We start from the raw sequence: 21,585 nt of genomic DNA on the forward strand, positions 1-21,585 counted from the left end.
AGGCGCCGTATCATCAGCGCCGTGCGTGTAGACGAACACTTCCTCGACGAGATCAAATCCCGCCTCCGTCCCTCCGACGTGATCGGGCGGACGGTGAAACTGCGCAAGCAGGGCAGGGAGTTTGTCGGGCTCTCGCCGTTCAACAAGGAGAAGACGCCCTCGTTCTACGTGAACGACGAAAAGGGCCAGTTCTTCGACTTTTCATCGGGCAAGAACGGCGACCTGATCTCGTTCCTGCAGGAAACCCAGCGGCTTTCGTTTATGGAAGCCGTGGAGCGGCTGGCGGCTGAGGCCGGGCTGACCATGCCCGCCGCCGATCCGCGCGCCGCCGAGCAGGAGCGCCAGCGCCAGGGGCTGTCGGACTGGATGGAGCTGGCCGCCCAGTGGTTCGAGGCCGCGCTGCGCAGGCCCGAGGGCAAGGAGGCGCGCGCCTATCTGGACCGCCGCGGCCTGCCTGAGAGCGAGTGGGCCCGGTTCCGGCTGGGATTTTCGCCGGCCAGCCGCACGGCGTTGAAGGACTATCTGATCACCAAGGGCGCCAAGCCGGCCGAACTGGTGGAGTCCGGCATGCTGATCGCGCCGGAGGAGGGGGGCGCCCCCTACGACCGGTTCCGCGATCGCATCATCTTCCCGATCTCCGACGCGCGCGGCCGGATCCTGTCGTTCGGCGGCCGGGCGATGGATCCCCAGGCCCGCGCCAAATACCTGAACGGTCCTGAGAGCCCGCTCTTCCACAAGGGCCGCACCCTCTACGGCATTGCCGAGGCCCGGAAGATCCTGGCCGCCGCGCCGGGCGCCGAGACCCCGCCGCTGGTGGTGGTCGAAGGCTATATGGACGCCATCGCCTGCCAGCGCGCCGGGATCGCCGCCGTGGCGCCGATGGGGACCGCCCTGACCGAAGAGCAGATGGAGGTGCTCTGGCGTCTGCATCCGGAGCCGACCCTGTGTTTCGACGGCGATCGGGCCGGTCGCCAAGCCGCCTCGCGGTCCATCGACCGGGCGCTGCCGCTGCTGAAGCCTGGCAAGAGCTTCCGATTCGCCATCGTGGAGGGCGGCAAGGACCCCGACGAAGTGCTGCGCGAGCAGGGGCCGGCCGCGCTCCGCGCCCAGTTGTCGCAGACCACGCCATTCGTGACCGCGCTCTTCACGCGCGAACACGACCTGGAAACGCTCGACACCCCCGAGCGTCGGGCCGGCTTCAAGAACCGGCTGCGCAACGCCGCCGGCACGATCGCCGACAAGGATTTGCAGCAGGCCTATCGCGAGGCCCTGATGCAGCGCTTCGACGAGAGTTCGCCGCAGAAGCGCCAGAACCAGGAGGATTTCGGGTCGCGCGCGCAACGCGGAGGCTTTGGCCAGTCAAAGGGTTGGCGCGGTCAGGGCAAGGCTTGGGTGGACCCCGCGCCGACCGCCGCAGGCAAGGCCGCGGCCCAGCGCTTGGCCCATTCCCTGGACCCGGTGGCGGCCGCGATGGCCAAGCACGCGCTCAGCGATCCGGCCGTGCTGGACGACCATCTGGAGGACCGCTTTATCTCCAAAGGGTTCGGCGATCCGGCGCTCGAAGAGTTGACAGGCGAAATCATCCGATTCCGTTTGGACACCGATCATCTTGACACCGAGGTCCTCGCACGCCATCTGGCGTCTTGCGGGTTTAATGCGCTGCTGACAGACATCGACCGGGCCGCTGCGAAATCGGGCGCGCCCATCATGAAACCGGATGTCTCCCTCGAAGTCGCTAAATCCCAGTGGTCGCAAGCATTCGTGGGTCTTTCGAGACTCGCGGCGCTCGACGAGGCTATTGCGTCCGCAAAGGGAAACCTGAGCGGTCGTTCCGACATGGAAGCCCTCGAGCGCCTGAAAGGCGAACGTGACGCACTGAAACGCGCGATCAGAACGGGAACGATTTGGGCGGGAGACGTGTCGTAAGGAGTACGACGGGTCTATTCGCTATTCACCATCTTCGGCCCGACCCTTGCATGGGGTCGTCAGTCGAAATCCGGAGACCTAGATGAGCACCAATACGGCCGAAGCGGAAACGACTGAATCGACTGGCGGCGACGGGCCCCTGCTCGACCTCACCGACGCCGGCGTCAAGAAGTTCATCAAGCAGGCGAAAGCCCGCGGCTACGTCACTATGGACGAGCTGAACAAGGTCCTGCCGTCGGAAGAAGTGACGTCCGAGGCCATCGAAGACACGCTGGCCATGCTGTCGGAGATGGGCGTCAACGTCGTTGAAGCCGAAGAAGACGCCGAGGGCGGCGAGGTCGCCGTGCGCGAGGAAACCCAGGTCGTGGAAACGACCAAGGAGCCCGCCTACGACCGAACCGACGACCCGGTGCGCATGTACCTGCGCGAAATGGGCTCGGTCGAGCTGCTGTCGCGCGAGGGCGAAATCGCCATCGCCAAGCGGATCGAAGCTGGCCGCGACACGATGATCCGCGGGCTGTGCGAGAGCGCGCTGACCTTCGAAGCCATCATGGTGTGGCGCGAAGAGCTGGGCACCGGCCGCATTCTGCTGCGTGAGGTCATCGACCTCGAACAAACCTATGGCGGCGTCAACGCCGCGGCCGCCGAACTGCTGGCCGCCGAGGCGCCCCCGCCCGCCGAGGAATCGGCCGAGGTCACCGAGGACGGTGAAGCGATCGCCAAGGGCGAGAGCGACGACGACGACGACTTCGATGACGGCGCCGGTCCGACCATCAGCGCGATGGAAGGCGAACTGCGCGAAGGGGTCATGGCGACCCTGGACGCCATCGCCTCGGAATTCGACTCCTTCCGCGCCCTGCAGGAAAAGCTGGTCGGCAAGCGCCTCAAGGGCGAAGACCTGTCGGACGCCGACCGCAAGGCCTACACCACCGCTTCGTTGGCCATCGTCCAGCACCTGAAGACGCTGAAGCTGAACAACAACCGCATCGAGGCGCTCGTCGAGCAGCTCTATGCGATCAACAAGCGTCTGATGGGTCTTGAAGGCCGGCTGCTGCGCCTGGCCGACAGCTACGGCATCTCGCGCTCGGAATTCCTCAAGGCCTATTTCGGCCAAGAGCTGTCGCCCAACTGGGGCGACAAGGTGAAGCCGCTGGGCGTGCGCTGGACGAAGTTCGTCGAGAACGACGCCTCGCAGATCGGCGACATCCGCAACGAGATCGCCGCCCTGGCCACCGAAACCGGCGTGCCGATCGACGACTATCGCCGCATCGTCCACACGGTGCAGAAGGGCGAGCGCGAGGCCCGTCAGGCCAAGAAGGAAATGGTCGAGGCCAACCTGCGCCTCGTGATCTCCATCGCCAAGAAGTACACCAACCGCGGCTTGCAATTCCTTGATCTTATTCAGGAAGGCAATATCGGCCTGATGAAGGCGGTCGATAAGTTCGAGTACCGCCGCGGCTACAAGTTCTCCACCTACGCGACGTGGTGGATCCGTCAGGCGATCACCCGCTCGATCGCCGACCAGGCCCGCACGATCCGTATTCCGGTGCACATGATTGAGACGATCAACAAGATCGTCCGCACCTCGCGCCAGATGCTGCACGAGATCGGCCGCGAGCCGACCCCGGAAGAGCTGGCCGAAAAGCTGGCCATGCCGCTGGAAAAGGTCCGCAAGGTCCTGAAGATCGCCAAGGAGCCGATCTCCCTCGAAACCCCGATCGGGGACGAAGAAGACAGCCACCTGGGCGACTTCATCGAGGACAAGAATGCGATCCTGCCCATCGACGCGGCCATCCAGTCGAACCTGCGCGAGACCACCACCCGCGTGTTGGCGTCGCTGACGCCGCGTGAGGAACGCGTCCTGCGCATGCGCTTCGGCATCGGCATGAACACCGACCACACCCTCGAAGAGGTCGGCCAGCAGTTCAGCGTCACCCGCGAACGGATCCGTCAGATCGAAGCCAAGGCGCTTCGCAAGCTGAAGCATCCGAGCCGCTCGCGGAAGCTGCGCAGCTTCCTCGACAGCTAATCGACCTCCCGGTCTCCGGGACAGCAACACCGGCGCTCTGATCGCGCCGTCACGCCCTCGACCAAGGTCTCTCCAGACTTGGTCGAGGGCGTTTTTATGTGCCCTTGCCGAGGTTTGGCGCAGGGTGGCGGATGACATAACGCCGATATCGGATCAGGCTGCGCCCATCAGGAGATAGGCGGGCGCTATGAAGAGGCTGTCTTTCATCGCCGGCGTGATCGGCATCCTGGGCGCGTCCGGCGCGGCGGCTCAGACCGCGCCGCCGCGGATGAGCCAGGCCGAGGGGCTGCAACTCTTCCAGGCCGCCGGCTTCAAGATCGCCGGGGGGAAGGCGATCAATGTCTGCGGCACGGCCTCGACGCCCAAGGTCACCTATCTCGACCTGAACGGCGACGGCGCCCCGGAGGCTGTCGCCGTCGACCAGAACGTCTCCTGCTACGGCGGGGCGGGGGAGTGGTTCACCGTGGTCGCCAAGGGCCGCGACGGCCGGTGGCGGGCCATTGCGCGCGACACCGGCGCCCTGACCTGGGAGCCGACCCGCACCGCCGGATGGCTGGACGCCCGCGTGGTCAGCAACTGTCCCCGCATTTGGAAATATGCCGGCGACGGCTATGTCCGGCCCAACGCCTGCGCGGCCGAGCCGGCGGGAAAGCCTGCGGCCGGGGGCGTCACCGCCGCCGAGAAGGCCGCGGCCCTGCGCGCCGCGGGCTTCACCTCGCGTGGCGGCAAGTGGACCAGCGGGGATGCGGAGTGCGAGGCCTTCATCGAGCCTGAAGGCGTGCGCGACCTGAACGGCGACGGCCGCAAGGAGCTGATCATCACCGAGACCGGCTCCTACTGCTATGGCAACACCGGCCAGGGCTTCTATCTGATGGAGAAGGCGCCGGCCGGGACCTGGCGAACGGTCTACCAAAGCCAGGGCATCCCGGAGATCCTGGCGACCAAGGGCGCGGGCGGCTGGCCGGACATCGAGGTCGGCGGGCCGGGCTTCTGCTTCCCGATCATTCGCTACAACGGCAAGACCTACGCTTTCAACCGCCAGAAGGAATACCAGCCCGGCGCCTGCGCGCGGCGGTAGGCACCGCACCGGCCCTCTCCCAAGGGAGAGGAATGTGACTCACCGCCAGGCGTAGTTGAAGCTGACCGAGATCCGTTCCTGCTTGGCGGCGTTGGCGGGGACCTCGTGGCGCAGCCAGCTTTCCCACATCAGCACCGTGCCGGGCTCGGGCTGCAGGTAGACGAAGCTGCGGGCGCTTTCGGCGGCGTCGGCCGTGCGGGGCGGGGCGGCCATCATCAACGGCAGGCGCGGATCTTCCAGCTTCAGGGCGCTGGCCCCCGGCGGGATCGCGACATAGACCGTACCCGACAGCACGCTGTGCGGGTGGATGTGGCCCGAATGGGCGGCGCCCGGCTTAAGGATGTTGACCCACAGGCTGTCGAGCTTCAGCCGGCGGCGGCCGAGATCCAGCTCCAGATCCTTGGCGAAGGCGGCGGCGTGGCGATCCAGCTTGCGCTTCAGGTCGTCGAAGATGCTGGCCCGGGTCGGCAGGTCGTCGAGTGAGGCGTAGGAGGTGTAGCCGCCATAGCGGTGCTCCTTGCACCAGGCGCGGCCGGCCATGTCCTCGGCCGCCAGCATTCGGCAGGTGTCCTCGAGCTCCGCATTGAACGCGGCGAAGTCGCGATCGCCTGCGAGGGAGGCTTCATAGACCTGGGTGACGAAGAGGGAGCGTAGCGCCATGCCCTGGCCGCTACTGGGCCTGGGGGCGCTTGTCAAAGGCTCTGCGTCTTAGGCCAGGATGTCGAGCAGGTCGCCGACCATGTCCTGCGAGGTGCGGATCACCGCGGCGTTGGCCGAGAACTCGTGCTTGGCGGTGATCTGTTCGACGATCTCGCCGGGCAGGTCGACGTCTACGTCCTCGACGCCCATCTGGACGACGCGCGTGGCCGAGGCCTCGAACCGGCGGCTGGCGGCGAGCATGCCGTACTGAGCGGTGGCAATCGGATCCATGACGGGCCCTCCCACGTTCACATTGCGCGCTTGCGGTTAAGTCTTCGCGCAGGTGTGTGGTGAATGCTCGGTTAGCGTGTCTCCGCCCGAAATGCGCCACGCTCTTGATGCTACAGTGAAGCTGAACAGGAGGATTGTTCCATGATCCGCACCGCCCTCATCGCCGCCGTGGCGTTTGTCGCTTCCGCCGGCCTGGCCGCCGCCCAGGCGCCGCTGTCGCAAAACCCGCCGACCCAGACCGTCATCTGCCTGGACGTCAGCGGTCAGACCCTGCCGGTGGTCTGCAAGGTGCCAGGCAGCCGCCTCGATAAGCGCGAGGACATCTGCATCTGCAAGCGCGGTACGCGGGTCGACGTTCCGATCTGCCCCGACGGCGTGAAGCCTCAAGCCGAGACCCGCAAGTACGAGAAGGCCCGCAAGCTGGCCGCCAAGGACGGCAGCCTGATCGGCGACCTCTATGAAGGCCAGCCGATGTGCGTCGCGGGCCGCAACACGTACTAGACTAGCGGGCCTTGCCCAGGGCCGCGTAGGTCAGCTTCTGGAACACCGGAAGCGCCGCGCGGCCGCCCATGCGTTGGCCGGTGGCGAGCTGCGACGCCGCGCCGGGCTCCAGCGGCATGGAGTTCTGGATCAGATAGATCATCACCATGTCCTCGACCGGATCGGCTTGCCACCAGGTGCCAAATGCGCCCGGCCAGCCGAACGATCCTTCCGAACCCGCGCCCATCCAGGCCTGCTTGGCCGGATCGGTGATGACCGAGGCCCCGAGGCCAAAGCCCTGGCCCAGCCAGAACGGGATGCCCATGAACGGGATCGCGCGTTGCTCGGGCGTGAGCTGGTTGGTCAGCATCAGGTCCAGCATCTCGCGCTTCACGTAGCGCACGCCGTCCAGTTCGCCGCCCGCCAGCATCATGCGGGCGAACTTCAGGTAGTCGTCGGCGGTCGAGATCAGCCCGCCGCCGCCGGCGCAGAACACGGGCGGGGCGTCGCTGTGCGGGAACGAGATGTCCTGCATCTGGTCGGTCGCCGGATTGATCCGGTAGAGCTTGGCCATCCGGTCACGCTTCTCGGGCGGGCACCAGAAGTCGGTGTCGTTCATGCCGAGCGGCTTCAGGATCCGCTCCATGATGAAGTCGCGATAGGGCATGCCGGCGACCCGGCCGACCAGGAAACCCAGGACGTCGGTCGCGTGGCTGTAGTGGAAGCGCTCGCCAGGCGGATAGGACAGCGGCAGGGAGGCGAGGCGCTTAAGCCATTCATCGGGGGTGTGAAGCACCAGCAGCGGCGATCCCAGGACCTCCTCATGGGCGGGGCCGATCGGGCCGGCCGAGGTGAAGCCGTAGGCCAGGCCTGAGCGGTGGGTCATCAGGTCGTTGAGGGTGATGTCGCGCGGCGCGGGATAGGTCTCGTCCAGCGGCCCGTCGGCGGCCTTCAGCACCTTCATGTCGGCGAATTCCGGCATCCACTTGGTGATCGGATCGTCGAGCTTGAGCTTGCCTTCCTCGACCAGCATCAGGGCGGCGATGGAGGTGATCGGCTTGGTCATCGAGGCGATGCGGAACATCGTATCGCGGGTCATCGGCAGGCCGCCGGCCACGTCGCGATGGCCGATGGTGTTGACCTGGGCGATCTCGCCCTTGCGCCACAGCAGGGTGACGAAGCCGGAGAGGTCGCCGGCCTCGATCACCGGCCCGAGCGCCGCCGGAATCGCCGTCAGGCCTTCGGAAGAAAAGCCGCCCAGAGCCTGATCGCCGTCCATGTGTCGCCTCGCCCGTTGTCGCGTCGGGTCCGCTGCGGCCCGACCTTTGACGACGATATGCGATGGATGACGTCGCGAGCGTCAAGGGTGCTTTGTCGCGCGCAGTCGGGGTGAGCGCCGATCAACGACATCATGTTTGAACTCGGCTCGGTTGCGCCTCCCCAAAATTGCCCGTAGCTCAAAGGGATGGTCCGCCTCATCCGTAACCTGGCCCGCCTCGTGCGTCCGTTGAGCGTCGCGGCCATGGCGATGACCGTGGCGGCCTGCACGCCGCTGGCCGTCTTTGCGACCTTCACGCCGCGTGATCCGGCCGTGCTCAGCGCCATGGACCAGTCCTATGGCGACAAGTCGCGCCAGACCCTGGACGTCTACGCGCCCCGGCAGATCAGCGCCGCGCGGCCGATCGCGGTGTTCTTCTATGGGGGCGGCTGGGAGAGGGGCCGCAAGTGGGACTATGGCTGGGTGGCGCAGGCGCTGGCGGCCAAGGGGTTCGTCGTCGTCCTTCCCGACTACCGGCTCTATCCCGATGTGCGCTTCCCGGCCTTTCTGCGCGATAGCGCCAGGGCCGTCCGATGGGCGGTGGAGCACGGGCCGGCCTATGGCGGCGATCCGTCCCGGATCGTGCTGCTGGGGCACTCGGCCGGCGCCTATAACGCGGTGATGCTGGGCCTGGACCCGCACTATCTGAAGAACGCTGGAGTGGATCCGGCCCACATCCGCGCCGTCGCCGGCATCGCTGGGCCATACGACTTTCTGCCGCTTCCAAACGATATGCAGCGGGTGTTCGGCGCGGCCCCTGACCCGGCGCTCACCCAGCCCGCCCATTTCGCGCGGGCCGACGCGCCGCCGATGCTGCTGGTGACCGGCGACGCCGACAAGGTCGTCGATCCGCGCAACACCGCGCAACTCGCCGCGGCCCTGCGCGCGGCAGGCGCGAAGGTGGAGGAACGTCACTATCCCCACGTCGGTCACAACGAGATCATGGCCGCCATTTCGCGGCCGTTCCGCGACCGGGTGAGCGTCTTGAGCGACGTCTCCGGCTTCCTGCTGGAAGAGGCCAAGTAGGGCGGCCGGCTCACGGGATTGTCAGGCTGGGATCGATTCATCTGATCTGCGAATCATTTCCGATAGCGCCTTCAAATCTATGATGTTTCCGGATCCGTCATGGCGGCGGGTCGGCGCGACATATTGACGTTATGCGAGCGGCGCTGCGGCGCCGCAATTGTGCGCCATTTGTTTCGAGGTTATATCCGGCGGCCCCTAAGTTCAGGGGTTTGTGCGTCGCACCTAGAAGGACCGCCCATGCTGGTGACCTTGATGAAGGCCAAGCTGCACCGCGCCACGGTGACCCAGGCCGATCTCGAATATGAAGGCTCGATCGCGATTGACCGGGACCTGCTGGACGCTTCGGGCATCCTCCCGCACGAGCAGGTCGATGTGCTGAACATCACCACCGGCGCGCGCTTCACCACCTACGCCATCGAGGCCCCGCGCGGCTCCAAGGTGATCGGCGTCAACGGCGCCGCCGCGCGTCTGGTCCAGAAGGGCGACAAGGTCATCGTGGTCACCTACGGCATGCTGCCGGAGGAAGAGGCCCGCAACTATTCGCCCAACGTCGTGCTGCTGGGCGACGGCAACCTGATCAAGAAGGCCGCGTGAGGACCCGCGCCGCCGCGCTCATCCTGTCGGCGGCGGTCCTCTGCGCCTGCGCGCCGACCGCGCCCAAGGGTGTGGATAAGGCCGCGCTCGACGACGCCGTCTCCCGCGCGATCGGCGATCCCGGCACCTGCGTCCTGATCGCCAAGGGCGATAAGCTCGTCTATCGCTATGGGAGCAACGTCGTCTGCGGGCGCACGCTGCCGGCCTGTGACCAGAGCGTGCCGCGTACGCTCGCCGATCTGCTGGCGGCCGCGCCCGCCGTTGGGCAGCCGAGGACGGCAAGCTGCCGCAGCAACGCCCAGGGCACCCGTGTCGTCGCCTGGGCTGCGGGACCGATCGAGGGCGGAGACCTCGTCTACGCCGCGGTGATGGAGGGCGATGAAGTGCCGCCCGGCGTGATCATCGCCGACAAGCTCAAGACCGCCTTCACCCGCGCCGGCATGGGCGCGAAATAGCCCTCCTCCCCGAGGGGAGAAGGGCCGGCCAAAAGGCCTATTTCGTCAGTTCGTACAGTCCGGTGATGTCGACGCGGACGCTCAGTTCGCCGCCGGAGACCGGCACGGCGCCTTCCATTTTGTCCATGCGGGCATAGGCCATCATCGGCATCGGCGGCTGCGGGGAATAGCCGCCGCCTTCGCTGAGGGTCACCAGGCGGCTGACCCGGTGGCCGGTCGCCTTGGCGTAGAGGTCGGCCTTGGCGGCCAGGGCCTTGACGGCTTCATGGCGCGCGGCGTTCTCGGCGGTGGTCGGATCCTTCAGGCCAAACGAGATGCCGTTCACCTGGTTGGCGCCGGCCTTGACCGTGGCGTCGACAGCCGAGCCCAGCTTGCTGAGGTCGTTGACCGTGATCGTCACCTGGTTGGACGCCTGATAGCCGCGCAGTTTCGGCGGTTCATTCTGCACGTAGTCGTACTGCGGGTTGAGGTTGAGGCCCGAGGTCTGGATCTCCTTGTCGGCGATGCCGGCCTTGCGCAGGGCGGCGATCATCGAGGTCATCTGCGCGCTGTTGGCGGACAGGGCGGCCGCGGCGGTCGGGGCTTCGGTCTGAACGCCGAGGTTGATCGTCGCCTTGTCGGGCGCGATGCGGGTCTCGCCATAGGCCGAGAGGTTGAGGGTCGTGGCTTTGAACATCGAATCTGCCGAAGGCGGAGGGGTCTGGGCGAAAGCGGCGGGCGCGGCGGCGGTGGCGAGCAGCAGGGCCATGACGCCGGCGCGAACGAGGGTTTTCATCAGGATCTCCAAAATCACCCGTTTTCCGGGCGTTCCATGCATCGGATGATGAACGGAGTTGTGCTTCTGACAAAGCGAAGCTGAACGGCAGCTTTAAGGCGCGTGCAGGTCATGGTAACCCGCACAGGCTGCTGCAGGGGCCTGTAGCTCAATGGTTAGAGCCGACCGCTCATAACGGTCTGGTTGTAGGTTCGAGTCCTACCGGGCCCACCAGCGCCTTTTGACAGGCGGAAAATCCCCCTCGCGAACCCTAGACGCCTAGCGCAGCGAGGCGTTGAGCTTGGCGAGGGCCGCAGCGCCGGGGGTGAGTTCGCGTTCGGTGAGGCTGTTCAGCGGGGCGTCGACCGTGCCGAGGTTTTCGTGCAGGTCGCGGGCCTCGGGGTCTAGGAACAGCAGGCCGGTGACGATCTCGCCGAGCGCTTGTCGGGACTGGAGGTAGGCCAGCGCGCCGACCCGGTCGGACGGATCATAGTGCTCGGCCAGCTTGTGCAGTTGCAGGACCGAGCCGTCGTGCTGGGTGACAGGGACCGTCTCGCCCGGCGCATAGTCGACGGTGATGGTGTCGCGGTGGGGGATGACGTCCATCCGGTTCACCGCCTCGTTGTGCTCGCGCACATAGTCATAGGACTTGGTGGAGCCGGCGTGGTTGTTGAACTGAACGCAAGGGCTGACGCAGTCGATAAAGGCCGCGCCGCGATGGCTGAGCGCCGCCTTGATCAACGGCACGAGCTGGGCCTTGTCGCCGGAGAACGAGCGGGCCACGAAGGTCGCGCCCATCTGCAGGGCCAGGCTGACCAGGTCGATGCCGGCGTCGTGGTTGATCACGCCCTTCTTGGATTTCGAACCCTTGTCGGAGGTGGCGGAGAACTGGCCCTTGGTCAGGCCGTACACCCCATTGTTCTCGACGATGTAGAGCATGTTCACGCCGCGCCGGATCGAGTGCGCGAACTGGCCAAGACCGATCGAGGCCGAGTCGCCGTCGCCCGAGACGCCCAGATAGATCAGGTCGCGATTGGCCAGGTTGGCGCCGGTCAGCACCGAGGGCATGCGGCCGTGCACGGTGTTGAAGCCGTGGGAATTGCCGAGGAAATAGTCCGGCGTCTTCGACGAGCAGCCGATGCCCGACAGCTTGGCGATGCGGTGCGGCGGCAGGTCCAGTTCGTAGCAGGCCTGGATGATCGCCGCGGAGATCGAGTCGTGGCCGCAGCCGGCGCAGAGCGTGGAGACCGATCCTTCGTAGTCGCGCCGCGTAAAGCCGAGCGCATTGGGCTTGAGCAGGGGGTGATGCAGCTGGGGCTTGGTGATGTAGGTCATTCGGCGGCCTCGTGGATCGGCGTCCGGTCGGCCATCAACCCCTGCACCGTGCCGGCGATGAAGCGGGCGGTGATCGGGGTGCCGTCATAGTGCAGGACGGCGGTGAGGCGCGAGGGATCGACGTCGCCTTCGTTGATCAGCAGGGAGCGGAGCTGGCCGTCGCGGTTCTGTTCGATCACGAACACCCGGTCGTGGGCGGCGATGAAGGCGAACACCTCGTCGGGGAAGGGGAAGGCGCGGACCCGCAGGGCGTCGAGGTGCAGGCCGCGATGCTCCAGGTCGTCCAGCGCCTCGTGCACGGCCGGCGTGCTGGACCCGAAGAAGATCACCCCGTCGCGGGTGGCGCGCTTGGCGTCGCGGCGGATGGGGGCGGGGACCAGGCTGCGAGCGGTGTCGAACTTGCGCAGCAACCGCTCCATGTTGCCGACATAGACCGAGCCCTCTTCGCTGTAGCGGGCATAGGGATTGCGCGAGGTGCCGCGGGTGAAATAGCCGCCCTTGGTCGGATGGGTGCCGGGATAGGTGCGGTAGGGGATGCCGTCGCCGTCGACCTCGAGGTAGCGGCCGAAGTCGCGCCCGGACTCCAGGTCGTCATAGGTCATGACCTTGCCGCGATCGAGCTTGCGCGCGTCGTCCCATTCGAAGGGCTTGGTCAGCCACTCGTTCATGCCGATGTCGAGGTCGAGCATGACGAAGATCGTGGTCTGCAGCCGGTCGGCGAGATCGAAGGCGAGGCCCCCCATCTCGAAGCACTCGCCGGGATCGGCGGGCAGCAGCAGCGGATGCTTGGAATCCCCGTGGCCGGCATAGGCGGCGGCCAGCAGGTCGGCCTGTTGGGTCCGGGTCGGCATGCCGGTCGAGGGGCCGCCGCGCTGGACGTCGAAGATCACCGCCGGAATCTCGGCGAAATAGGACAGGCCGATGAACTCGGTCATCAGCGAAATCCCGGGACCAGAGGTGGCGGTGAAGGCCCGCGCCCCGTTCCAGCCGGCGCCGATCACGATGCCGATGGAGGCGATCTCGTCCTCGGCCTGGACGATGGCGTAACGCGCCTTGTCTGTGCCGGGCTCGATGCGCAGGTCTTCGCAATAGCCGGTGAAGGCCTCGGCCAGCGAGGTCGAGGGGGTGATCGGATACCAGGCGCAGACCGTGGCTCCGCCATAGACGGCGCCCAGGGCGGCGGCGGCGTTGCCCTCCACATAGATCCGGTCGCCCACCTTGTCGGCGCGGCGCACCCGCAGGCGCAGGGGCGTCAGGTTCTCGGCGACGTAGTCGCGGCCCATGTGCAACGCCGCGACATTGGCCGCGATCAGCCGGTCCTTGCCGGCGAACTGTTCGGCCAGCAGGGTCTCGATGACGGCGAGTTCGATATCCAGCAGGGCGGCCAGCGCGCCGACATAGATGATGTTCTTGAACAGCTGCCGCTCGCGCGGGAGCTGGTAGGCGGCGTTGCACATGGCGGTCAGCGGCACGCCGACCACAGTGATGTCGTCGCGGAACTTGGCCGCCGGCAACGGCTTGGTGGAGTCATAGAAGAGATATCCGCCCGGCTCGATCTCGGCGACGTCGCGGTCCCAGGTCTGGGGGTTCATCGCGACCATCAGGTCGACCCCGCCCCGGCGGCCCAGGTGGCCCGCCTCGGTGATCCGCACCTCGAACCAGGTCGGCAGGCCCTGGATGTTGGAGGGGAAGATGTTGCGGGCCGCGACCGGCACGCCCATCCGCAGGATCGCCTTGGCGAACATGCCGTTGGCGCTCGCTGACCCTGACCCGTTGACGTTAGCGAACTTGACGACGAAATCGTTGACGGCCTCTAGCGGCATGATCCCCCCGCATGGGTCATATCCAGGAGGAACTTCTGCATGTCCCAGGCCCCGGTGGGGCAGCGCTCGGCGCAGAGGCCGCAGTGCAGACAGACGTCCTCGTCCTTCACCATCACCCGGCCGGTCTTGAGCTCGCCCGAGACCATCAGGGCCTGATCGGCGTTGAGCGCCGGGGCGCTGAGGCGGCCGCGCAGGTCGTCCTCCTCGCCGTTGTCGGTGAAGGTGATGCAGTCCACTGGGCAGATGTCGGCGCAGGCGTCGCACTCGATGCAGGCCGACTCGGCGAACACCGTCTGGACGTCGCAGTTCAGGCAGCGCTGGGTCTCGCGATAGGCCATCTCGCGGGCGAAGCCGAGCTCGACCTCCAGCCGCACGTCCTTCAGCGCCTGCGCCTTCTCGCGCAGCGGCACCTTGTAGCGGCCGTCATTGGCCGGATCGTTGTCATAGCTCCACTCGTGGATGCCCATCTTCTGGCTGGCCATCGAGAAGCCGGGCGGCGGGCGGGCCGTCAGGTCCTCGGCCTTGCAGAGCTTGTCGATGGAGATCGCCGCGTCGTGGCCATGGGCCACCGCCCAGATGATGTTCTTGGGGCCGAAGGCGGCGTCGCCGCCGAAGAAGACGCTGGGCAGGGTGGATTGGAAGGTGAGGGTGTCGACCTTGGGCATGCCCCACTCGTCGAACTCGATCCCGACGTCGCGCTCGATCCAGGGGAAGGCGTTCTCCTGACCGACCGCCACCAGGACGTCGTCGCATTCAAAGTGTTGGTCGGGTTCGCCCGACGCGACCAGCTTGCGGCGGCCCTTGTCGTCGAACTCGGGCCGGACCTTCTCGAAGGTGACGCCGGTCAGCTTGCCGTTCTCGTGGGTGAAGGCCTTGGGGACCAGGTAGTTGAGGATCGGAATGTCCTCGTGGATGGCGTCTTCCTTCTCCCAGGGAGAGGCCTTCATCTCGTCGAATCCGGAGCGGACGATCACCTTGACGTCCTCGCCGCCCAGGCGGCGCGAGGTGCGGCAGCAGTCCATGGCGGTGTTGCCGCCGCCCAGCACGATGACCCGCTTGCCGATCTTGTCGACGTGCTCGAACGAGACGTTGGACAGCCAGTCGATGCCGATATGAATGTTGGCGGCGGCCTCCTGGCGGCCGGGAAGGTCCAGGTCGCGGCCGCGTGGGGCGCCTGAGCCGATGAAGACCGCGTCGTAGTCTTCGGTCAGCAAGGCCTTCAAGCTGTCGATCCGCTGACCCAGCCGGACCTCCATGCCCAGGCCGGTGATGTAGCCGACCTCTTCGTCGATGACTTCCTCGGGCAGGCGGAAGCGGGGGATCTGGCTGCGGATCATGCCGCCGGCCTTGGCCTCTCCGTCGAACAGGGTGAGCTCGTAGCCGAGCGGGGCCAGATCGCGCGCGACGGTCAGCGAGGCCGGGCCCGCGCCGACCAGGGCGATGCGTTTGCCGTTGGACACCGCGACCGGGACGGGCAGCCGACCGGTGATGTCCTCCTTGTTGTCGGCGGCGACGCGCTTCAGGCGGCAGATGGCGACCGGTTCGTCCTCGACCCGGCCGCGTCGGCAGGCCGGTTCGCAAGGTCGGTCGCAGGTCCGTCCGAGGATCCCCGGGAAGACGTTCGACTTCCAGTTGACCATATAGGCGTCGGAGTATCGGCCTTCGGCGATGAGGCGGATGTATTCTGGGACCGGCGTATGGGCGGGACACGCCCACTGGCAATCGACGACTTTATGAAAGTAGTCAGGCCCCTCGGTACTGGTGCGCTGCACAACGGCTTCCTTCCACAGACGCCGTTCTCTCGCGGATGCGCAGACGAGGGCCAATGAAAGCAGGCTCGCCTTACCGCGACGCAGCGTTCTGAGTGATCGTAGGACCGCTTCGGACCGTCAGCCAATACATTTCTTGACCAAAATGACATCTGGGCGTGCGCCGTGGTGACTGACCGACAGCTTCGAGGCGCCGACTGACACTTCGCAGGTGTCGGGCCGCCTGCGCTCAACATGGCGTGATGTCGGCGAGATTCGCGGCGCCTGACCCCTATCAGGGGTTGGTTCGTCATAAACCTCTGCTTAACAATTGCGGCGCGCCAACCAGGGAGGTTTCCGATGCCGAGCCAACTGTTCGAAGTTGCGTCCCCGTTCGACGAAACCGAAGTCGCTGAAGCGATAGACGCCGCGGACCAGGCGCTCGACGCCCAGTCGCTGGAGATCAACGCCCGTCGCGCCCTGGTCGAGAACGCCGAGAGCCTGCGGCTCGCCCGTTCGCTCTAGGCCCGGCGCGCCACCCCTGAGATGTGTCGCGGGGGCCGGTCTACGGCCTGCGCGCGAAACGTCGCATTGTACGCGGCGCAATCACGCCTACGTGCGTGATGCGATGGCGTCTGGTAGACGAGGTATGGGCGCTCTCGAGCGCCGGGGGATCGGGTAGCGACAGTGTCAAAGATGAATATCGATAAGGCCATCATCCTGAGCGCTGGCCAGGGGCGACGCCTGTCGCCGCTGACCGACACCCGGCCGAAGTGCCTGATCGATCTGTCGGGCAAGAGTGTGCTGCACTGGCAGCTGCTGCACCTGCGCGCCGCGGGCGTGAAGGAAGTCGTGGTCGTGACCGGGTTCGGGGCCGAGGCGGTCGAGGAAGAGATCGAGCAGCTCGCCCTGACCGATCTTAAGGTCCGCACGCTGTTCAACCCGTTCTATGGCCTGACCGACAATCTCGCGACCTGCTGGCTGGCGCGCGATGAGATGCGCGGACCCTTCCTGCTGCTGAACGGCGACACCCTGTTCGAGCCGGCGATCGCCTCGCGGCTGCTGGTTGCGCCGGAATCGGCGGTGACGGTGACCGTCGATCGCAAGAGCGCCTACGACGCCGACGACATGAAGGTGCTGACCGACGGCACGCGCCTGCGGGCGATCGGCAAGACGATCCCGGCCTTCGACGCCGAATCGATCGGCTTCCTGCGGTTCTCCGCCGAGGGCGCGGCCGCCTTCGTGCGGACGGTCGAACAGATCATGCGCTCGCCCGAGGGCCTGAAGCGCTGGTACTTGAGCGTCATCAACGAGATGGCCGAGGCGGGCGAAGAGGTTTCCGTCACCTCGATCCAGGGGCTCGGCTGGGCCGAGATGGATTTCCCCGAAGACGTGGTCCGCAATCTCGAACTGACCGAGAGCTGGTCGCGGGCCCCGGCGGCGGTGGCCGTCTAGCTCTCGACCAGACGGCGGACTAGATCGAGGTCGGCGGGCTTGTCGACATCGACAGCCGCCAGACCGAACGGCGTGCGCACCGCCGCGGCCTCCACCCCGGCCTTGCGGCCCAGGCGGCGCACGGCGTCGTCGAGCGTCAGACGTCCCAGGACATAGCTGATCAGCATGCGCGGGCCGAGCATGGCCGCGATCTTCCACGGCTGCTTGCGGTGCGCCTCGACCTGCCGCCAAAGATCGATGACCGCCAGGGCGCGTTCGTTACGCAGGTAGAAGAGATTGCAGCCGGAATAGCCGCCGTCGCGGAACTTCATGTAGCTGCGCTGGGTGCCCGGCGCGGCGGCGCGGACCACGGCCTCGGGCGCCAGCAGGGCGGCGACGTCGGCTTGCGGCGGGATATCGGCCAGGAACTGCTCGACCCATTGAGCCTGCAGCAGCGCATGGTCGACGGTGGTGACCAGGATCGGCAGGCCGAGCGCCCGCGCGCCCTGGCTAACGCTCAGGCTGGGGCTCGGCGAGGCGGGAAGGGCTTCGAGCTCGGCTTTGGTCTTGAGGCTCCCCAAGGCCGTGATGATCCCGGCGTCGGCGGTCGAGACCCCGATATGGCTCGCGCCAGCGCCGTCCAACGCGCCGATCACCCGCGCCAGCAGGGTCTCGCCGCCCAGGACGATCAGGCCCTTGTGGGAGACCTGGGCGTACTCCGACAGCGGGTCGGGCTCGCCGCCGCGCGATCCCGCCAGGACCAGGGCCGTAAAGGGCGTCACGCCAGGGCCTTCTCGTAGATCCGGTAGGTCTTGTAGATGTGCGCGCCCAGCGACTCGCAGATCCGCCGCATCGGGGCGTTGTCCTCGAGAATCCAGGAGAACTCGTAGCGCTCGTAGCCCAGGGCGCGGGCCTGGGTGGCGCTGGCGTCCATCAGCTGGAAGGGCAGCATCTGGCCCCGCATGCCGTCGCCGAACTTGCGCTTCACGCCCATCAACGGCACCCGGACCGACTTCACGCGGCTGACCTTCAGCCGCCACAGCAGCTTGGCCCAGCCGAACGGCGCCAGCCGTCCATCGAGGTCGGTGATCGCCTCGTTGACGTTCGGCAGCATGGCGACGAACCCAGCAACTTCGCCGTCGATCTCGGCGAACCAGACCAGGCGCGGGTCGATGATCGGCCGCAGCGACTTGGCGAGCTGACGGGTCTCGGCCTCGGTGGTGGGGGTGAAGCCCCAGTTGCCGCTCCAGGCGTCGTTGAGGATCTCGGTCAGCGAGGCGACCTCGGCGTCGAACCGCTTCATGTCGACCATGCGCAGCGTGACGCCCGGCGCCAGGCCGCGGCGGATGCGGCGGATGATCGGCGCCGGCACGTCGTCGGTCATTTTCGACAGATAGGCGTAGATGTCCTTGGCCTTGGTGTAGCCTTGCGCCTCGATCCGGGGGCCGGCGTACTGGGGATCGTGCCCCATCAGCACCATCGGCGGGGTGTCGAAGCCGTCGACCAGCAGGCCGACCTCCTCGTTGACCGAGAGGTTGAAGGGGCCCAGCGCGGTGACGCAGCCGCGCGCCTTCAGCCAGGCTTCGGCGGTCTCCAGCAGCTTGGCGAACACCTCGGCGTCGTCTTCGGCGGCGATCATGCCGAAGTGGCCGACGGGCGCCTTCGGGTCGCTGGGCGACAGGGCGTCGATCTGGGCGCTGATCCGGCCGACGTCGCGGCCGTCGCGGCTGGCGATCCAGAGCTGGACCTCGGCGTGATCGAAGAACGGGTTGGTCTTGGCGCTCAGGGCGGCTTCGCGCTCGCTGATCAGCGGCGAGATCCAGGCGGGATCGGCGGCGTTCAGGGCCATCGGCAGCCGGATGAACCGCGCCATATCGGCCTTGGAAGCGACCTCGGTAATCGTCAGCGAACCCACGCGGGGGATCATCCTTCCATCTTGAGCAGGGCCGTCGTGGCCAGGGCGGCGAACACCACCGGAGCAGTCCACGCCGCCAGCACCGGCGAGAGGGCGGCGCCTTCGCCCAGCGCGTTCAGCAGGCCGTCCGTCACCAGGAAGGCGAGGCCGGCGCCAAGGCTGGCGGTGGTGAGGATCGCGCCCTCGCGGTTACGGAAGTTGCCCAGCGCCACCGGCACCGACAGCAACAGCATGACCATGATCCCGACCGGCCCGGCGAAGGCGTGCTGCAGCCGCACGGCGTAGTAGCTGTCGGGGCGTTCGGAGCCGCCGCCTTCCAGGGCGCGTCGCGCGTTGGCGGCGTTCGGGGTCTGTTGCGGCGACAGCAGGACCTGCACGTCGCGGGGCTGCAGGGCCGTGTCCCAGACCAGCTCGGCGGCCGAGGAGGTCATGGCCTCGTCATCGGTGAAGCGCACCATCCGCGGCGCCTGAAGCTTCCAGCCGTCCTTGCTGTAGCTCGCTGACGGCGCCTCGATACGTTCGGCGACCCGGCCCGTGGCGTCGCGGCGATAGATCTTCACGTCCTTGAGATGAGACCCGGCGACGTCGCCGGGCTGGGCGACCACCAGGTCGGCGCCGGACCGGAACGGGCGGGGGCCGGGCGTGTCCGGGGTTTTGGGCGCGGTGTCACGCCACCAGGCTTCAAGGATCGGGTCGGTCCTGGGCGCGATCAGTTCGACGGTCGCATAGTCGAGCAGCATCATGGCGGCGGCGGCCGGCGCCGCCATGCCGACGAGCCGATAGACCGAAACCCCGGTGGCGCGCATGGCGATCACGGCGCTCTCCCGGGCGAGCTGGGAAAAGGCGAACAGGCCGCCCGCCAGGACGCTCAACGGGGCGACCTGTTCCAGCAGGCGTGGGAACCGCAGGGTGGCGTAGTAGGCGACGCCGCCGAGGCCCAAGCCGCGGTCGAGGATCTCGGTGGTGACGTCGAGCAGGTCGAGGATCTGCAAGATCGCCAGCAGGATGGCGGCGGCCGCGAGAATCCGCAGCGCGACGGTGCGCATCACATAGATGGTCAGCTTCATGTGGAGGCGGCCCGCTTGAGGCGCACGGCGTCGGCGGCTCGTCCGCAGGCGTCGTAGATCGATACGATGAACAGGCTGATCGGCGTCTCGCCCGGGCGATTGCGGCTGCCGGCGAACATCCAGACGCCGAAACCGGTGAACAGCAGGAACGGCGTCCAGATCGCCGCGAAGGCCGGGATGTGTCCAGCCTCCGCCAGGCTTTGGCCGAGTTGCAGCGAGTGCTGGAAGGCCAGCAGCAGGACCCCGGCGAAGATCAGGCCGGGCGCCCGGCGTCCGCGCTTGGCCGCCAGGCCCAGCGGGAAGGCGATCAGCGGCAGGAAGGGCAGGAAGGCGGCCCGCGCCAGCCGCGCATACAGTTCGGCCAACACCGTCGCGCGCGGCAGCAGGCTGTTGGGCGACTTGGCCATCTCGGCCAGTTCGCCGAGCGTCAGTTCGCGCTCGTCGCCGCCGCGCGCCCGGAGCAGGGCGCTGGAGCCGGCCAACGGGGCGTCGGTCGTGAAGGTCTGGAACTGCAGGATGTCATACGCCCCGTTCGGCGACTGCAGTATCCGCCGCCCGTTGCGCATCACCAGGGTCACGGTCGCACGGTCGGGCGAGACGTGCAGATCGGCGGTCTGCGCGGTGATCACCTCCTCGCGGTTGTCAGCGGTGATGCGGCGAATGAACAGGCGTTCCAGCCGCTGGCCTTTCGGATCGGCCTGGTCGGCGGTCATGATCAGCCTGTCTTCGGTGACGAACGCCCCGGCCTGAAGCTGGCCGTTCCACCCGGCGGTCGCCGCCGCGTGCATCACCGCGCGATAGGCGTAGCGGCTGTAGGGCTGGGCGTAGCCGAACACGATGATGCTGAGGACCGCCAGCAGGACGCCGAGGCCGATGAACGGCGCGGCCAGGCGGGTCAGCGAGACGCCGCTGGCGAGCAGGGCGTCGATCTCCGACCCGTCGCTGAGCTTGGTGATGACGATGAACAGCGCCACGAAGAACGCCACCGGCAGGGCCAGCCCGAAATAGTGCGGCACCAGCTGGCTGGTGAGCTGCACCACGAACCCGAATCGATCGCTGCTCTGGGAGAGCAGGTCGAGCAGACGTAGGGCGCGCTCCAGCAGTAGTGCGACCAGGGTCACCGCCAAGCAGCCCAGCATAGGTCCGGTGGTCAGCCGCAGGACATAGCGGTCGATCAGCGACGGGCGCAAGCTGCTCCCGGCCGCGGTCTCGCGGGCGTCGGTCACGCCGCTAGCCATTCGCGTCGCCATGCCTGCGCCAGGGTCTCGAGGACCTCGGGGCCGAGTTCGACCGCCGCGCCGAGCGCCGGAGGTCCCGGCCAGCCGGCGTCGGGGAAGCTCAGCCCGGCATGCTCGCGGGCGCCTTCATAGCGGGGGATGACGTGGAAATGGACGTCAGGATCGACCATCATCAGCATGAGATAGTTGATCTTTTCGTATTTTACCTTGTCTTGGAGCAGGCGTTCGATTCCTTGGACGGCGACCTGTAAATCGGCGAAGGCCGCCGGGCTGATATCGGAGAACGCGTGGACCGGCTCCTTGCATACCAGGACGAGCGACCCAAATGTGGGTTGCTTGGGCCGGACCAGCACCAGCCAATGGCTGGTCTCGGCCACCATCGTCCGGGGAAAGCCGAAATTCACGGCGGTCTGGTTACTCATGAAGCAGCCTGCT

Annotated in this window: 21 protein-coding genes and 1 tRNA gene; 10 read left to right on the forward strand and 12 right to left on the reverse strand. The window is 67.1% G+C overall.

Annotated elements, in window-relative coordinates; translation table 11 throughout:
• The first annotated feature begins 21 nt into the window (after nt 1-21).
• The 3 genes from dnaG to ASE02_RS22625 all read left to right on the forward strand — a co-directional run bounded on the left by dnaG (nt 22) and on the right by ASE02_RS22625 (nt 5,033).
• A complete protein-coding gene (gene dnaG / locus ASE02_RS06010) occupies nt 22-1,926 on the forward strand; it encodes a DNA primase (protein ID WP_056732162.1) in 1,905 nt (634 codons plus the stop codon).
• 82 nt (nt 1,927-2,008) lie between these two features.
• On the forward strand, nt 2,009-3,955 hold the full coding sequence (rpoD, locus tag ASE02_RS06015) for an RNA polymerase sigma factor RpoD (RefSeq protein WP_056732163.1): 1,947 nt from the start codon (nt 2,009-2,011) through the stop codon (nt 3,953-3,955).
• A 187-nt stretch (nt 3,956-4,142) separates the two neighbouring features.
• Nucleotides 4,143-5,033 carry a hypothetical protein gene (locus tag ASE02_RS22625; protein WP_200957618.1) on the forward strand — a complete coding sequence of 297 codons (891 nt, stop codon included), beginning with the start codon at nt 4,143-4,145 and terminating at the stop codon, nt 5,031-5,033.
• A 39-nt stretch (nt 5,034-5,072) separates the two neighbouring features.
• Here the strand turns inward: ASE02_RS22625 and ASE02_RS06025 are convergent, their stop codons facing one another.
• Both ASE02_RS06025 and ASE02_RS06030 read right to left on the reverse strand, forming a co-directional pair.
• Nucleotides 5,073-5,693 (reverse strand): TIGR02466 family protein, encoded by a 621-nt coding sequence (locus ASE02_RS06025; RefSeq protein ID WP_056732165.1) that lies wholly within the window; start codon nt 5,691-5,693, stop codon nt 5,073-5,075.
• A gap of 48 nt (nt 5,694-5,741) precedes the next feature.
• Nucleotides 5,742-5,963, reverse strand: a complete 222-nt coding sequence (locus ASE02_RS06030; RefSeq protein ID WP_056732167.1) for a flagellar basal body rod C-terminal domain-containing protein — start codon at nt 5,961-5,963, stop codon at nt 5,742-5,744.
• Nucleotides 5,964-6,104: 141 nt separating this feature from the next.
• Here ASE02_RS06030 and ASE02_RS06035 point away from each other — a divergent pair, with 141 nt between their 5' ends.
• Nucleotides 6,105-6,464, forward strand: coding sequence for a hypothetical protein (locus ASE02_RS06035; RefSeq protein WP_056732169.1), 360 nt, complete (start codon nt 6,105-6,107; stop codon nt 6,462-6,464).
• Nucleotide 6,465: 1 nt separating this feature from the next.
• Here the strand turns inward: ASE02_RS06035 and ASE02_RS06040 are convergent, their stop codons facing one another.
• On the reverse strand, nt 6,466-7,722 hold the full coding sequence (locus ASE02_RS06040) for a serine hydrolase (protein WP_056732174.1): 1,257 nt from the start codon (nt 7,720-7,722) through the stop codon (nt 6,466-6,468).
• A 186-nt stretch (nt 7,723-7,908) separates the two neighbouring features.
• Here ASE02_RS06040 and ASE02_RS06045 point away from each other — a divergent pair, with 186 nt between their 5' ends.
• The 3 genes from ASE02_RS06045 to ASE02_RS06055 all read left to right on the forward strand — a co-directional run bounded on the left by ASE02_RS06045 (nt 7,909) and on the right by ASE02_RS06055 (nt 9,836).
• Complete coding sequence (locus tag ASE02_RS06045) at nt 7,909-8,787, forward strand: alpha/beta hydrolase (RefSeq protein WP_056732179.1); 879 nt, start codon at nt 7,909-7,911, stop codon at nt 8,785-8,787.
• A gap of 237 nt (nt 8,788-9,024) precedes the next feature.
• Nucleotides 9,025-9,381, forward strand: a complete 357-nt coding sequence (gene panD, locus ASE02_RS06050) for an aspartate 1-decarboxylase (protein ID WP_056732181.1) — start codon at nt 9,025-9,027, stop codon at nt 9,379-9,381.
• Nucleotides 9,378-9,836: a hypothetical protein gene (locus ASE02_RS06055; protein WP_056732183.1), complete on the forward strand. Its 459-nt coding sequence runs from the start codon at nt 9,378-9,380 to the stop codon at nt 9,834-9,836. Before panD ends, ASE02_RS06055 begins: the two co-directional genes overlap by 4 nt.
• A 37-nt stretch (nt 9,837-9,873) precedes the next feature.
• Here the strand turns inward: ASE02_RS06055 and ASE02_RS06060 are convergent, their stop codons facing one another.
• Nucleotides 9,874-10,611: an SIMPL domain-containing protein gene (locus tag ASE02_RS06060; protein WP_056732746.1), complete on the reverse strand. Its 738-nt coding sequence runs from the start codon at nt 10,609-10,611 to the stop codon at nt 9,874-9,876.
• A gap of 137 nt (nt 10,612-10,748) precedes the next feature.
• Here ASE02_RS06060 and ASE02_RS06065 point away from each other — a divergent pair.
• Nucleotides 10,749-10,824 (forward strand) — tRNA-Ile (locus ASE02_RS06065).
• Between the two features lie 45 nt (nt 10,825-10,869).
• Here the strand turns inward: ASE02_RS06065 and ASE02_RS06070 are convergent.
• The 3 genes from ASE02_RS06070 to ASE02_RS06080 are packed head-to-tail and all read right to left on the reverse strand — an operon-like array spanning nt 10,870 to nt 15,520.
• A complete protein-coding gene (locus tag ASE02_RS06070; RefSeq protein WP_056732184.1) occupies nt 10,870-11,925 on the reverse strand; it encodes a 2-oxoacid:ferredoxin oxidoreductase subunit beta in 1,056 nt (351 codons plus the stop codon).
• The gene (locus ASE02_RS06075; protein ID WP_056732186.1) at nt 11,922-13,748 is read right to left on the reverse strand and encodes a 2-oxoacid:acceptor oxidoreductase subunit alpha; all 1,827 of its coding nucleotides are present in this window, start codon (nt 13,746-13,748) and stop codon (nt 11,922-11,924) included. The genes ASE02_RS06070 and ASE02_RS06075 overlap by 4 nt, the downstream gene beginning before the upstream one ends.
• Complete coding sequence (locus tag ASE02_RS06080; protein ID WP_056732199.1) at nt 13,739-15,520, reverse strand: FAD-dependent oxidoreductase; 1,782 nt, start codon at nt 15,518-15,520, stop codon at nt 13,739-13,741. The genes ASE02_RS06075 and ASE02_RS06080 overlap by 10 nt, the downstream gene beginning before the upstream one ends.
• A 336-nt stretch (nt 15,521-15,856) precedes the next feature.
• On the opposite strand from ASE02_RS06080, the gene ASE02_RS22240 reads away from it, so the two are divergent.
• Nucleotides 15,857-16,021, forward strand: a complete 165-nt coding sequence (locus ASE02_RS22240; protein WP_156405928.1) for a hypothetical protein — start codon at nt 15,857-15,859, stop codon at nt 16,019-16,021.
• Nucleotides 16,022-16,192: 171 nt separating this feature from the next.
• Complete coding sequence (locus ASE02_RS06085; protein WP_056732200.1) at nt 16,193-16,951, forward strand: NTP transferase domain-containing protein; 759 nt, start codon at nt 16,193-16,195, stop codon at nt 16,949-16,951.
• Here the strand turns inward: ASE02_RS06085 and ASE02_RS06090 are convergent.
• The 5 genes from ASE02_RS06090 to ASE02_RS06110 are packed head-to-tail and all read right to left on the reverse strand — an operon-like array spanning nt 16,948 to nt 21,572.
• On the reverse strand, nt 16,948-17,712 hold the full coding sequence (locus ASE02_RS06090; protein WP_056732202.1) for an NTP transferase domain-containing protein: 765 nt from the start codon (nt 17,710-17,712) through the stop codon (nt 16,948-16,950). The genes ASE02_RS06085 and ASE02_RS06090 overlap by 4 nt on opposite strands.
• The gene (locus ASE02_RS06095; RefSeq protein WP_056732204.1) at nt 17,709-18,857 is read right to left on the reverse strand and encodes a GNAT family N-acetyltransferase; all 1,149 of its coding nucleotides are present in this window, start codon (nt 18,855-18,857) and stop codon (nt 17,709-17,711) included. The genes ASE02_RS06090 and ASE02_RS06095 overlap by 4 nt, the downstream gene beginning before the upstream one ends.
• Nucleotides 18,854-19,912 carry an LptF/LptG family permease gene (locus ASE02_RS06100; RefSeq protein ID WP_056732206.1) on the reverse strand — a complete coding sequence of 353 codons (1,059 nt, stop codon included), beginning with the start codon at nt 19,910-19,912 and terminating at the stop codon, nt 18,854-18,856. The genes ASE02_RS06095 and ASE02_RS06100 overlap by 4 nt, the downstream gene beginning before the upstream one ends.
• On the reverse strand, nt 19,909-21,150 hold the full coding sequence (locus ASE02_RS06105; protein WP_056732208.1) for an LptF/LptG family permease: 1,242 nt from the start codon (nt 21,148-21,150) through the stop codon (nt 19,909-19,911). Before ASE02_RS06105 ends, ASE02_RS06100 begins: the two co-directional genes overlap by 4 nt.
• Nucleotides 21,135-21,572 carry an HIT family protein gene (locus tag ASE02_RS06110; RefSeq protein ID WP_056732748.1) on the reverse strand — a complete coding sequence of 146 codons (438 nt, stop codon included), beginning with the start codon at nt 21,570-21,572 and terminating at the stop codon, nt 21,135-21,137. The genes ASE02_RS06105 and ASE02_RS06110 overlap by 16 nt, the downstream gene beginning before the upstream one ends.
• Nucleotides 21,573-21,585 lie beyond the last annotated feature (13 nt).

The sequence above is a fragment of the Phenylobacterium sp. Root700 genome, from assembly GCF_001429025.1.
GTDB lineage: Bacteria > Pseudomonadota > Alphaproteobacteria > Caulobacterales > Caulobacteraceae > Phenylobacterium.

Excerpts from the sequence above, each read along its gene's own strand:
- rpoD (WP_056732163.1), top strand. The coding sequence starts at position 2,009 with ATGAGCACCAATACGGCCGAAGCGGAAACGACTGAATCGACTGGCGGC.
- ASE02_RS22625 (WP_200957618.1), top strand. The coding sequence starts at position 4,143 with ATGAAGAGGCTGTCTTTCATCGCCGGCGTGATCGGCATCCTGGGCGCG.
- ASE02_RS06025 (WP_056732165.1), bottom strand. The coding sequence starts at position 5,693 with ATGGCGCTACGCTCCCTCTTCGTCACCCAGGTCTATGAAGCCTCCCTC.
- ASE02_RS06030 (WP_056732167.1), bottom strand. The coding sequence starts at position 5,963 with ATGGATCCGATTGCCACCGCTCAGTACGGCATGCTCGCCGCCAGCCGC.
- ASE02_RS06035 (WP_056732169.1), top strand. The coding sequence starts at position 6,105 with ATGATCCGCACCGCCCTCATCGCCGCCGTGGCGTTTGTCGCTTCCGCC.
- ASE02_RS06040 (WP_056732174.1), bottom strand. The coding sequence starts at position 7,722 with ATGGACGGCGATCAGGCTCTGGGCGGCTTTTCTTCCGAAGGCCTGACG.
- ASE02_RS06045 (WP_056732179.1), top strand. The coding sequence starts at position 7,909 with ATGGTCCGCCTCATCCGTAACCTGGCCCGCCTCGTGCGTCCGTTGAGC.
- panD (WP_056732181.1), top strand. The coding sequence starts at position 9,025 with ATGCTGGTGACCTTGATGAAGGCCAAGCTGCACCGCGCCACGGTGACC.
- ASE02_RS06060 (WP_056732746.1), bottom strand. The coding sequence starts at position 10,611 with ATGAAAACCCTCGTTCGCGCCGGCGTCATGGCCCTGCTGCTCGCCACC.
- ASE02_RS06070 (WP_056732184.1), bottom strand. The coding sequence starts at position 11,925 with ATGACCTACATCACCAAGCCCCAGCTGCATCACCCCCTGCTCAAGCCC.
- ASE02_RS06075 (WP_056732186.1), bottom strand. The coding sequence starts at position 13,748 with ATGCCGCTAGAGGCCGTCAACGATTTCGTCGTCAAGTTCGCTAACGTC.
- ASE02_RS22240 (WP_156405928.1), top strand. The coding sequence starts at position 15,857 with ATGCCGAGCCAACTGTTCGAAGTTGCGTCCCCGTTCGACGAAACCGAA.
- ASE02_RS06085 (WP_056732200.1), top strand. The coding sequence starts at position 16,193 with ATGAATATCGATAAGGCCATCATCCTGAGCGCTGGCCAGGGGCGACGC.
- ASE02_RS06095 (WP_056732204.1), bottom strand. The coding sequence starts at position 18,857 with ATGATCCCCCGCGTGGGTTCGCTGACGATTACCGAGGTCGCTTCCAAG.
- ASE02_RS06100 (WP_056732206.1), bottom strand. The coding sequence starts at position 19,912 with ATGAAGCTGACCATCTATGTGATGCGCACCGTCGCGCTGCGGATTCTC.
- ASE02_RS06105 (WP_056732208.1), bottom strand. The coding sequence starts at position 21,150 with ATGGCTAGCGGCGTGACCGACGCCCGCGAGACCGCGGCCGGGAGCAGC.
- ASE02_RS06110 (WP_056732748.1), bottom strand. The coding sequence starts at position 21,572 with ATGAGTAACCAGACCGCCGTGAATTTCGGCTTTCCCCGGACGATGGTG.